The 11,530-nt window shown below is 56.2% G+C and carries 10 protein-coding genes; 9 read left to right on the forward strand and 1 reads right to left on the reverse strand.

Annotated elements, in window-relative coordinates:
- Nucleotides 1-25 precede the first annotated feature (25 nt).
- Genes motA through cheW form a run of 4 tightly spaced genes read left to right on the forward strand, consistent with a single transcriptional unit; the run spans nt 26 to nt 4,400 of the window.
- Entirely contained in the window at nt 26-913 is an 888-nt protein-coding gene (motA, locus tag QE396_RS03010; protein ID WP_008500417.1) for a flagellar motor stator protein MotA, read from the forward strand.
- On the forward strand, nt 910-1,839 hold the full coding sequence (motB, locus tag QE396_RS03015; protein ID WP_014170676.1) for a flagellar motor protein MotB: 930 nt from the start codon (nt 910-912) through the stop codon (nt 1,837-1,839). The genes motA and motB overlap by 4 nt, the downstream gene beginning before the upstream one ends.
- A gap of 4 nt (nt 1,840-1,843) precedes the next feature.
- Nucleotides 1,844-3,877, forward strand: a complete 2,034-nt coding sequence (gene cheA, locus QE396_RS03020) for a chemotaxis protein CheA (RefSeq protein WP_014170675.1) — start codon at nt 1,844-1,846, stop codon at nt 3,875-3,877.
- Nucleotides 3,878-3,896: 19 nt separating this feature from the next.
- Nucleotides 3,897-4,400, forward strand: a complete 504-nt coding sequence (cheW, locus tag QE396_RS03025) for a chemotaxis protein CheW (RefSeq protein WP_014170674.1) — start codon at nt 3,897-3,899, stop codon at nt 4,398-4,400.
- Between the two features lie 189 nt (nt 4,401-4,589).
- Here cheW and QE396_RS03030 read toward each other — a convergent pair whose 3' ends face one another.
- Nucleotides 4,590-5,849: a dicarboxylate/amino acid:cation symporter gene (locus QE396_RS03030; protein ID WP_025203835.1), complete on the reverse strand. Its 1,260-nt coding sequence runs from the start codon at nt 5,847-5,849 to the stop codon at nt 4,590-4,592.
- Between the two features lie 430 nt (nt 5,850-6,279).
- Here QE396_RS03030 and QE396_RS03035 point away from each other — a divergent pair, with 430 nt between their 5' ends.
- Genes QE396_RS03035 through QE396_RS03055 form a run of 5 tightly spaced genes read left to right on the forward strand, consistent with a single transcriptional unit; the run spans nt 6,280 to nt 11,510 of the window.
- Nucleotides 6,280-6,852 (forward strand): spore coat protein U domain-containing protein, encoded by a 573-nt coding sequence (locus QE396_RS03035; RefSeq protein ID WP_020883378.1) that lies wholly within the window; start codon nt 6,280-6,282, stop codon nt 6,850-6,852.
- Nucleotides 6,853-6,864: 12 nt separating this feature from the next.
- Complete coding sequence (locus QE396_RS03040) at nt 6,865-7,413, forward strand: spore coat U domain-containing protein (protein ID WP_014170670.1); 549 nt, start codon at nt 6,865-6,867, stop codon at nt 7,411-7,413.
- Between the two features lie 16 nt (nt 7,414-7,429).
- Nucleotides 7,430-8,191: a molecular chaperone gene (locus QE396_RS03045; protein ID WP_014170669.1), complete on the forward strand. Its 762-nt coding sequence runs from the start codon at nt 7,430-7,432 to the stop codon at nt 8,189-8,191.
- Complete coding sequence (locus QE396_RS03050) at nt 8,167-10,551, forward strand: fimbria/pilus outer membrane usher protein (RefSeq protein ID WP_014170668.1); 2,385 nt, start codon at nt 8,167-8,169, stop codon at nt 10,549-10,551. Before QE396_RS03045 ends, QE396_RS03050 begins: the two co-directional genes overlap by 25 nt.
- Nucleotides 10,548-11,510, forward strand: coding sequence for a spore coat U domain-containing protein (locus QE396_RS03055; RefSeq protein WP_032680768.1), 963 nt, complete (start codon nt 10,548-10,550; stop codon nt 11,508-11,510). The genes QE396_RS03050 and QE396_RS03055 overlap by 4 nt, the downstream gene beginning before the upstream one ends.
- Nucleotides 11,511-11,530: the final 20 nt, after the last annotated feature.

An 11,530-nucleotide genomic window follows, 5' to 3' on the forward strand; every position in this document is an offset into this window, starting at 1 on the left:
TAGTCACTAGCGGAAGGATGATGTCGTGCTTATCTTATTAGGTTACCTGGTAGTTCTCGGTACAGTTTTCGGCGGTTACATGATGACCGGCGGGCACCTTGGAGCACTCTATCAACCGGCTGAACTTATTATCATCGGCGGCGCAGGGGTAGGGGCTTTTATCGTTGGTAATAACGGTAAATCGATCAAGGGCACGCTGAAAGCTATTCCACTGCTGTTCCGTCGCTCTAAATACACCAAAAGCATGTATATGGATCTGCTTGCGCTGCTCTATCGTCTGATGGCGAAGTCGCGTCAGCAGGGCATGTTCTCGCTTGAGCGGGATATTGAAAACCCGAAAGAGAGCGAAATTTTTGCCAGCTACCCGCGTATTCTCGCTGACGCAATGATGCTGGATTTCATCGTCGATTACCTGCGACTGATCATCAGCGGCAACATGAACACCTTCGAAATCGAAGCGCTGATGGACGAAGAGATTGAAACGCATGAAAGCGAATCCGAAGTGCCGGCAAACAGCCTGGCGCTGGTGGGCGATTCCCTCCCTGCGTTCGGTATCGTCGCGGCGGTGATGGGCGTGGTACACGCGCTGGCCTCGGCGGATCGTCCTGCGGCAGAGCTGGGCGCGCTGATTGCGCATGCGATGGTGGGCACCTTCCTCGGTATTTTGCTGGCGTATGGTTTTATCTCTCCGCTGGCCAGCGTTCTGCGTCAGAAAAGCGCGGAAACGACCAAAATGATGCAGTGCGTGAAGATCACGCTGCTCTCTAACCTTAACGGTTATGCGCCACCTATCGCAGTTGAATTCGGCCGTAAAACGCTTTATTCCAGCGAGCGCCCGTCGTTTATCGAGCTTGAAGAACACGTGCGTGCGGTGAAAAACCCAAACCAACAGACGACAACTGAGGACGCATGAAAAATCAGTCCCATCCGATCGTCATCGTAAAAAAACGCAAGCACAAGGGGCATGGGCACGGCGCGCATGGTTCCTGGAAAATCGCGTACGCCGATTTTATGACCGCAATGATGGCATTCTTTCTGGTGATGTGGCTCATCTCCATCTCCAGCCCGAAAGAGTTGATCCAGATTGCCGAGTATTTCCGAACGCCGCTGGCGACCGCCGTGACCGGTGGGCAGCGAATCTCTAACAGCGACAGCCCGATCCCTGGCGGCGGCGATGATTACACCCAGCAGAAGGGTGAGGTGAAGAAAGAGCCGAACATCGACGAGCTGAAAAAACGTATGGAGCAAGCGCGCCTGAAGAAACTGCGCGGCGATCTCGATCAGCTGATTGAGGCGGATCCTAAACTGCGTGCCCTGCGACCACACCTGAAGATCGATCTGGTGCAGGAAGGTTTACGTATACAGATTATTGATAGCCAGAATCGCCCGATGTTCAAAACGGGCAGCGCGGAAGTTGAGCCATACATGCGCGACATTTTGCGCGGCATTGCGCCAGTGCTGAACGGTATTCCTAACCGTATCAGCCTGTCTGGACACACGGATGACTTCCCATACGCCACGGGTGAGAAGGGATACAGCAACTGGGAGCTTTCTGCCGATCGTGCCAACGCCTCGCGTCGCGAGCTGGTGGCAGGTGGGCTTGATGATGGCAAGGTACTGCGCGTGGTCGGCATGGCATCAACCATGCGTGTCACTGACCGCGGGCCGGATGACGCCATCAACCGTCGTATCAGTCTTTTAGTGCTGAACCAGCAGGCGGAGCAGGCCATCCTGCACGAAAACGCCGAAAGTCAGAATGAGTCACTGGACGATTTAAAACAGCCTGGGGCCGTTCCTTCGGCTGCCGTTCCAACATCGCCACCAGCCAATCCGAGGTGATAGCGTGAGCATGGATATTAGCGATTTTTACCAGACATTCTTTGATGAAGCCGACGAATTGTTGGCCGATATGGAGCAACACTTGCTGGATTTGGTGCCTGAAGCACCGGACTCCGAGCAGCTCAATGCCATCTTCCGTGCAGCGCACTCGATTAAAGGCGGAGCCGGAACGTTTGGATTTACCATCCTGCAGGAAACGACCCATTTAATGGAAAACCTGCTGGATGAAGCACGACGCGGTGAGATGCAGCTCAATACCGACATTATCAACCTGTTTTTGGAAACCAAAGATATTATGCAGGAACAGCTCGACGCCTATAAAAGCTCGGCAGAGCCTGATGCCGCCAGCTTTGAATACATCTGCAATGCGCTGCGCCAGCTCGCGCTGGAAGCCAAAGGTGACGCAGCCGCAGCTGTTGTTCCGGCAGCCAAACTGAGCGTTGTCGATGCCGTTACCGCACAAGAGGCGGCCCCGGCCGCCGCTGCGAGTAAAGTGCGCGTGGTGCTGTCTCGCCTCAAAGAGAACGAAGTTGACCTTCTTGAAGAAGAGCTGAGTAACCTGGCGAAATTAAGCAACGTGGTGAAAGGCAAAGACAGCCTGAGTGCGACGCTGGAAGAGGGGATCAGCCAGGACGATATCGTGGCGGTCCTGTGCTTTGTTATCGAAGCCGACCAGATCGCGTTTGAAACCGAAACGGCGGCGGTGGACGTGCCAGCGGCAGTGGAAGAGGTGGCGGTTGTTCCTCAGGCGGCTGCACCTGCCGTTGCGCCTGCGGCGCCGGTATTGAAAGCGGTGCCAAAAGATGCTGCCGCGCCAGGCCGTGGTGACAAACCGGCCGCGCGTTCCAGTGAATCCACCAGCATCCGTGTCGCCGTCGAGAAAGTTGACCAGCTGATTAACCTGGTGGGTGAACTGGTGATTACCCAGTCGATGCTGGCACAGCGGTCTAACGAACTGGATCCGGTGACCCACGGCGATCTGATTACCAGCATGGGGCAGTTGCAACGTAATGCCCGCGACCTGCAGGAATCGGTGATGTCCATCCGTATGATGCCGATGGAATATGTCTTCAGCCGCTTCCCGCGTCTGGTGCGTGACTTGGCCAGTAAACTGAATAAACAGATTGAACTGACGCTGATGGGCAGCTCCACCGAGCTGGATAAAAGCCTGATCGAACGCATTATCGACCCGTTAACGCACCTGGTGCGTAACAGCCTCGACCACGGTATCGAACTGCCGGAAAACCGCATTGCCGCCGGAAAATCCCCGGTCGGGAATCTGATCCTCTCCGCCGAACACCAGGGCGGGAACATCTGCATCGAAGTGACCGATGACGGTGCGGGCCTGAACCGTGAGCGCATTCTGGCGAAAGCCATTTCGCAGGGAATGGCGGTCAACGAAAACATGACTGACGAAGAAGTGGGCATGCTGATCTTCGCGCCAGGCTTCTCGACCGCAGAGCAGGTGACGGACGTTTCCGGCCGCGGCGTGGGAATGGACGTGGTGAAGCGTAACATTCAGGAGATGGGCGGCCACGTTGAGATCAAGTCTAAGCAAGGTTCCGGCACCACCATTCGTATCCTGCTGCCGCTGACGCTGGCAATCCTCGACGGCATGTCGGTGAAAGTGGCGGACGAAGTCTTTATTCTGCCGCTGAACGCGGTGATGGAATCGCTGCAGCCGCGTGAAGAAGATCTGCATCCGCTGGCGGGTGGCGAGCGCGTTCTTGAAGTGCGCGGTGAGTACCTGCCGCTGGTCGAATTGTGGAAAGTGTTCGAAGTGGATGGCGCGAAAACCGAGGCCACGCAGGGGATCGTGGTGATCCTGCAAAGTGCGGGTCGCCGCTACGCGCTGCTGGTTGATCAGCTGATTGGCCAGCACCAGGTGGTCGTGAAGAACCTCGAAAGCAACTACCGCAAAGTGCCAGGTATTTCTGCCGCCACTATTCTGGGTGACGGTAGCGTGGCGCTGATCGTTGATGTGTCGGCGCTTCAGGGATTAAATCGTGAACAACGTGTGGCGTACACAGCCGCCTGATTAAGTAGAAGGTAATAACATGACCGGTATGAGTAATGTAACGAAACTGGCGGGCGAGCCATCAGGGCAGGAATTCCTGGTATTCACTTTAGGCGATGAGGAGTACGGCATCGATATCCTGAAAGTGCAGGAAATTCGTGGTTACGACCAGGTTACCCGCATCGCGAACACGCCTGCATTTATTAAAGGTGTCACCAACCTGCGCGGCGTGATTGTGCCTATCGTTGACCTGCGCGTGAAGTTCAGCCAGGGCGACGTGGACTATAACGAGAACACCGTGGTGATTGTCCTGAATCTGGGGCAGCGCGTGGTTGGGATCGTGGTGGATGGCGTATCTGATGTGCTGTCCCTGACGTCCGATCAAATCCGTCCGGCGCCGGAGTTTGCGGTCACGCTGTCTACCGAGTATCTGACGGGGCTGGGAGCGCTGGGTGAGCGTATGCTGATTCTGGTGAATATTGAGAAGCTGCTGAACAGTGATGAGATGGCGCTGCTGGATATCGCGGCGAATCACGTGGCGTAATGTTTCTCTAAACGGTTCTGTGAGGCTTTCGTGGAACCGTTTCGTTCAGTCGGGCATTTCGGTTATCTGATTCGCCCGCTGCGGTGAACGTATTAAGGGGGCTATTGCAGCCCCCTTATCTTATTCACTTACTGCAGACGTAGTATTTTCTGCTGGTCTTAAGGTGAACGAAACCATGCCGCCAACCCGTTATGCTTCCTGCTCTACCAGCTCAGTCTCTGCTTCACGCGCCCCTTCATTTTGCGACAGCATCGCAGTCGCAATACCGTTACCCAGCACGTTAATCGCTGAACGTCCCATATCCAGGAAATGATCGATCCCCATCAGCAGCAAAATACCCGCCACCGGAATATTGAAACTCGGGATGGTTGCCGCCAGCACCACCAGCGACGAACGAGGCACCCCCGCAATCCCTTTTGAAGCCAGCATCAGCGTCAGCATCAGCACGGTCACTTCGGTGAAGCTCAGGTGAATATTGTACGCCTGGGCGATAAACATCGAGGCGAAAGAGCAATACACCATAGAGCCCACCAGGTTAAAGGAGTAACCGATCGGCAGAACGAAAGAGGCGATATTGCGCGAGCAACCAAAACGCTCAAGCTGTTCCAGCGTTTTTGGATACGCCGCTTCTGAACTGCTGGTGGTAAACGCCACCAGCACCGGGTCCTTCAGCATGCTGACCAGGCGGAACACCTCTTTCTTCAGCACCATATAACCGACGGCCAGCAGCACCATGCAGGTGAGAAGGATTGCCACGTAGTAGCCGCCAATAAAGGAGGCATAGTTCAGCAGAATGCCCAGACCCTGAGTGGCAATCACAGATGAGATGGCGGCGAAAATGGCCAACGGGGCGACGTACATCACGTAACCCGTCACCTTCAGCATGATATGGGAGACCACATCCAGCGCGGCCACCAGCGGGGCATTGAATTTTTGCCCCAGCGACGCGCCGGCGATGCCGAAGAACATAGAGAAGACCACAATCTGCAGGATTTCATTGTTCGCCATCGCACCGGCGATACTGGTCGGAATGGTATGGGACAAGAACGCTTTCAGCGTCATCCCTCCCACCGCAAGGCCGGTGTCTACCGCCTCTTTCGGGATAGCCAGGTTCAGGCCGCTGCCCGGACGCTCCAGCGTGACGATAAACAGTCCCACCAGAATGGAAAGCACGGATGAGCTAATAAACCACACCATCGCTTTGCCGCCCACGCGACCAATGGTGGAGGTTTCACCCAGTTTCATAATGCCTACGGTCAGCGTGCTGAAGACCAGTGGTGCAATAACCATTTTAATCAGACGCAGGAAAATATCGGTCAGCAGCGTGATGTTATCCGACCATGCTTTGATGGCATCCGCAGAGGCATACTCATGAATCGCCGCCCCTGAAAGAATACCCGCCAGCATGAATATCACGATGAAGAGTGTGAGTTTGTTTGCACTTGCCACGAAAAAAGACCCTCTATGCGCTTTGGTTGCCGTCTGCGCCGATGTATATAGATTTTTTATTACGACGCAGGAAATTATTCGGCACATAAATTGAAGTAAAGCGGAGGGAGATACAACTAGTTTTTAATTTTTATTAATTTTGTTGTTAACGCCTCGACGATATATTGTGATGCAGATCACATTTCGATGGATATATCCTCTGCGTATACGAGAAATAAGGCATTCACAAAGTATTAACATCCTGTTTTATAAATAAATATTCAGTCAATAAGCCCTTAGTCTTGCCCTCCACGGCGCGGGTGGTCGAAGCGGTATCCATAAACTAAATTCTCAATAACCCCCGGAAGAGGAACGTTAAGTGGGGCTAACATCTTGAACAGCAAAAATAAAATGTGGCAAGCGAACGGAAATGTCTTCTGGAGGGTGGTAAATGAAAAGAAAACTCCTTTTGATCTGTGCAGGCACGTTGCTGACGGCGACAACAGCCCAACAGGCGCTGGCGGTGACCAGCAGCGGTACTATTGGCGCGACGTTAACCCTGACGAACGGTTGTCTGATAAACGGCTCGCCCACGCAAAATGGCATTAACTTCGGGACCCTGGATTTCGGCACCCATCCCGCAACGTTTTCCACCCTGACGACGCAGCTGACCGGTGCCAGCGGCGGTAACACGTTCACCATTCAATGTACGACCGCCAGCTATACGGTGGCGATCACCGGGAATACCAACTCCACCGCGCCGGGTACCGTTGTGGGGACGCCAGGCACGCCTGCGCGCTATCTGGTCAACACCACCAATGCTGCACAGGGTGTGGCTTACAGCCTGTATAGCGACAGCGGATTTAACAACGTCGTTGCCAATAACGCGGCACTGCCAATAGCGTCAACCGCCGGGGGCATCGACAGTTACACACTTTACGGGCGCATTACCGGGGGCGGTAACAGCGTTACGGTCGTTCCGGGCACCTACACCGACACGATTAACGTCAGCGTCACCTACTAGTTTCATGCAGCCATGAAGGCATCCATTTTGCGTCTGCGCAACAGCGCGGAGGGGATCGTGCACCCTTTGTACGCGCTGATCGTCTGCCTGATGCTGGTGCCTGCGGCGGGTGCTGTGACGTCACAGTCATTTAAGGTCAGCGCGACCATTGTGCCCGGGTGCGCGGTATCCGCGGGCAGCGGAGGACTTTTCGGTACGCTCGATTTCGGTACCCATAACGGGGTGGAGAGTGCCCCGGTGAGCACCAGTTTTGTGCCTAACGGGGCCTTGTCCATCGCCTGCACGCCCGGCGTGGCGCTGAGTATGAGCATTAACGGCGGACAGAATTACTCCTCCGTTCGGCGTATGAAGCGCTCAGGGGGAACGGAAGTGGTGGGATATCGCCTTTACAGCAGCAGTTCGCTGGCGGCGAACAGTGAAATTGGCGTCAATCAGGCAATACCGGTGACCTATACCAACAGTAATAACATTGCGCTGCCGCTTTTTGGCGTGGCGCTGCTGACCGGGTTTAGCCCGGCAGGAACGTATTCTGATCAGCTCACCGTGACCTTGTCATGGTGATAAAGGGAGACAGTCGATGAAGCCATTTTTCAGACACCTTTGTCTGGTGAGTTTGTTGGGGGGAATGGCTGCGGCGACAGGCCAGGCGCAGGCGGCGGCAACCATTCTGTTGTGGCCCATCGATCCGTGGCTGTCAGCGGATGCCAAAGCCACTGAATTATGGATCCAGAATCAGGGGAACAGCGCAACGACAATGCAGGTTCGCATTGTGCGCTGGAAGCAGGAGGGCGGTTATGAACGCTACTCCGCACAGCAGGACGTGGTGGCCAGCCCGCCCATCGTCACCATTGGCAAAGGCAGTAAGCAGCTTATTCGTCTGATTAAGCAGGGTACGGTGCCGCTCGGCGTCGAACAGGCCTACCGCATTATTGTGGATGAAATCCCCCAGCCGGATGCCAAAGCCGAGCCGGCCATTGGCCTGAAATTGCAAATGCGCTACTCCATTCCTTTGTTCGTTTATGGGCAGGGGATCCCGACCCTAAAAGAGGGGGCGCATCATGCGCTGGTGGAGACCAAAAATCTGAGCTGGCGGGTGACGCAGGAGAAGGGACATCCTGCCCTGGAGGTCCGTAATCAGGGGGATGTGCACGTCAAACTCAGCCAGGTGGCGCTTGAGCAGGGCGGGCAGAAGCGGACGGTTGCAGACGGATTACTCGGGTATGTTCTTGCGGGCAGCACCCGCACCTGGTCAATCCCGGCCGGAATAGGCCAGCCAGACCGGCTGAGCGCGCAGATTAATGCCAGGGATACGCAATGGCAGTCGACGCCCGTCAACTGAAACCGGCGATGATGATCCTGCTCTGCGTCAGTACCAGCACCTGGGCTGAGCCCGGCGATGACAGTTTACCGCCGCCGCCGCAGGCTCAGGCGTTGAACGGCGAAGCGGTCTTTCAGCTCTCGATTGTGTTGAATCACTACGACACCGGTATGGCGGTGCCCGTGACGCAGCGCGAGGGGGCATTCTTTATTTCCAGCGCCGACCTGCTGCGGGCAGGGCTTCCGCCGGAGCATGTGCCTGCCGGAGACGTGAACCTTTCTACCCTGCCGCAGGTGCGCGTAGAGTACGATAGCGCGGCGCAGCGTCTGCTGCTGGGCGTTCCGGCCGACTGGGTCGCCTCACGCGTGACCCCTTTCAGCGGACAAATGTCACAAAGCAAACCACACTTCGGGCGTGGAGCGCTGCTCAATTACGATCTCTACACCAACCATACGGAACATGTCGGCGGACAGGCCTCGCTCTGGCATGAATTCCGCTACTTCAATGAGAACGGCTCCTTTTCTTCAACCGGCTATGCCCGGGAAAATTTCACCGGAAACGACGGTCAGCAGGAAGGGTATGTGCGCTATGACACGACGCTTCTGATGACGAACGAGGACGAGGCAACGACCTGGACCGCCGGGGATGTGATCAGCGATGCCCTGAGCTGGAGCACCAGTGTGCGCATGGGCGGGATCAGCTACGGGCGGGATTTCTCCCTGCGTCCTGACCTCGTGACCTGGCCACTCCCAGAGTTCTCGGGCGAAGCGGCGGTTCCCACCTCGGTGGATCTCTTTATCAATGGCTATCGTTCCGGCTCGACCCAGCTTCAGCCGGGACCGTTCACCCTGACCAATCTGCCCTATATCAACGGAGCAGGGGACGCGGTACTGGTCACCACCGATGCGCTGGGCCGCCAGGTGAGTACCACGCTGCCGTTTTACGTCACCAGCGAATTGCTGAAACAGGGCCTGAGCGACGGGGCGGTGACGCTCGGCAGCCTGCGGCGTAATTACGGCATAAAGAATTTTGACTACGGCCCGGCGGCGGGTAGTGGGTCGTATCGCTATGGCGTTACGGACTGGCTGACGCTGGAGGGCCATGCCGAAGGGGCAGAAGCGCTGGCGCTGGGCGGGATGGGGACGGTGGTTAAATTGGGTCGGTTTGGCGTCGTGAATACCGCGTACTCTCAAAGCCGCATGCGCGGAGATAATGGCGGGCAAATCAACTGGGGCTATCAGTACAGTACCAGTGAATTTAGTGTAGCGACACAGCATACGCGGCGCGATCGCGACTTTGGCAACCTCGCCCTCTACGACCAACCGACGGTATATGACGAAAATGACCGGCCCATCGCCAGTTTTAGTCGCAACACCGACCAGTATTCTCTCACCTTTAACCTGGGCGAGTATGGCAGTCTCGGTGCTGCGTGGATCGGCGTGGAGAGCTTTGACAACCAAAAAACCGAACTGCTGAATCTCTCCTGGAGCCGCAATCTGTGGGGGGCGAGCAGTATTTATCTGGCCGCAAGCCGCGATCAGCAGCGGGGAGACTGGACGGTGGCCATGTCGCTTCAGGTGCCGCTGGGAGAGCGTGACAGTGCCGCCGTAACCTATGAAAACACGCCAGATGCCGGCAGCACGCAGCGTATCAACTACAACCACTCCATGCCTTCCGACGGTGGCTTTAGCTGGAACATGGCATGGGCCAACCAGTCGAAAGCCAATGATTATCAGCAGGGAACGCTGGGCTGGCGCAATAACAACATCGAACTTCAGGGCGGTGGTTATGGCGAAAGGGGCATGATGACCTGGTGGGGAGAGGCGATGGGCGCGGTTGTGCTGATGGACGGCGAGCTGTTTGCGGCAAACAAAATCAACGATGCGTTTGTGGTGATCAGCACCGACGGTCACCCGGACGTTCCCGTCAGCTATGAGAACCAGCCGGTCGGCAAAACGAACAATAACGGCTACCTGCTGGTCAGCGGTGTATCGGCTTATTACCCGGCCAGTTATCGCATTGACACCCTGAATCTGCCCGCGGATACCCGGCTGAAAGAGACAGAGCGGCGGATCGCTATTCGCCGCCACAGCGGTTATCTGGTCGATTTCCCGATGGAGCAGGAGCGGGTGGCAAGCGTCATTCTGCATGACAAGCAGGGGCAGGCTATCCCGGTAGGCAGCCAGGTTCGACGCGCCTCGCGCAACAATGCGGTGGTGGGGTATGACGGCATCGCCTGGCTGGAAAATCTCAACGATGTGAACCCGCTTGAGGTGATTACGCCAGACGGAAAACACTGCTCGGCCACGCTGACCGTGGGGGCCAATCCGGAACATAAACTGCAGACATACGGACCGCTGATTTGCCGGGAGGAACGGTGAAGCGCTTACTGCTGTTGATGCTGCTGCTGTTTTCCGGCGGCGGCTGGGCGGCGTGTACCGTCAGTACGGTAAATGCGTCATTTGGTAGCGTCACCTCGTTCGCGCTCAGCGGAACCGGGGAGGTCGAAACCACCGGCAGGCTGATCGTGGCATGCGACGCTGTGCTCAATCTTCTGACCAACGACTCGGTGACGCTGAACTACACCGCAGCGTCGGTTTCAGGCAACAGCCGTGCCACCATGAAACGCACCGACAATGCGGCCATCACGGATGTGATCCCCACCCGGTTGTGCGGGTTAACGGGGTGTTCGGGCAATAGCGAAGTGCAAATCAGCAAAGCTTATACCTGGAGCGGCAACACCCTGCTGGGATTACTGGGGTCAAAACAGTACAGCATTCCGCTTTATTTCCGCACCGTTGCCGGACAAAACGTCACGGCCGGGCCCTATCAGGTGCTGCTCACCTTCAGCATCAACTACAGCGTCTGTTCCGTGGGCGTGCTGGGCCTTTGCACCGTTCCCCAGACAGGCACGGCGACCACCAGTATTCTTCTCAACATGACCGTTACCAACGACTGCAGCGCCATGACCACGCCGGACGTCAACTTCAACAGTGCGCCGCTGGTGCAAAGTTTCCCCACTGTCTCGCAGGCGATTGCCGTCACCTGTACCAAAGGAAGCACTTACACTATCGGAATTAATAATGGTGCCAACGCGCTGAATAACGTTCGCCGCATGGTGAGCGGCAGTAACTACATGAGTTACGACATTTATAAAGAAGCCACGACCAACCGTTGGGGTGGCAGCGGTACCGAGCGCTGGACCAGCGCAACCTCCTCGCAGGTCAGTACCGACGGTTTATTGCGAACCTACAACTACACTGCCAAAGTCCTTACCAGCCAGTCTACGCCGCCTGCCGGCACCTATACCGATACGCTGATCGTTGACGTTGCGTTTTAACCCCGCGCTTTTCCCTTTCT

Source organism: Enterobacter sp. SORGH_AS_0287, from assembly GCF_031453695.1.
Taxonomy (GTDB): Bacteria; Pseudomonadota; Gammaproteobacteria; order Enterobacterales; family Enterobacteriaceae; genus Enterobacter; species Enterobacter ludwigii.

Coding starts and splice junctions, on each gene's coding strand:
- motB (WP_014170676.1), top strand. CDS start 910: ATGAAAAATCAGTCCCATCCGATCGTCATCGTAAAAAAACGCAAGCAC.
- cheW (WP_014170674.1), top strand. CDS start 3,897: ATGACCGGTATGAGTAATGTAACGAAACTGGCGGGCGAGCCATCAGGG.
- QE396_RS03050 (WP_014170668.1), top strand. CDS start 8,167: ATGGCAGTCGACGCCCGTCAACTGAAACCGGCGATGATGATCCTGCTC.
- QE396_RS03035 (WP_020883378.1), top strand. CDS start 6,280: ATGAAAAGAAAACTCCTTTTGATCTGTGCAGGCACGTTGCTGACGGCG.
- QE396_RS03045 (WP_014170669.1), top strand. CDS start 7,430: ATGAAGCCATTTTTCAGACACCTTTGTCTGGTGAGTTTGTTGGGGGGA.
- QE396_RS03040 (WP_014170670.1), top strand. CDS start 6,865: ATGAAGGCATCCATTTTGCGTCTGCGCAACAGCGCGGAGGGGATCGTG.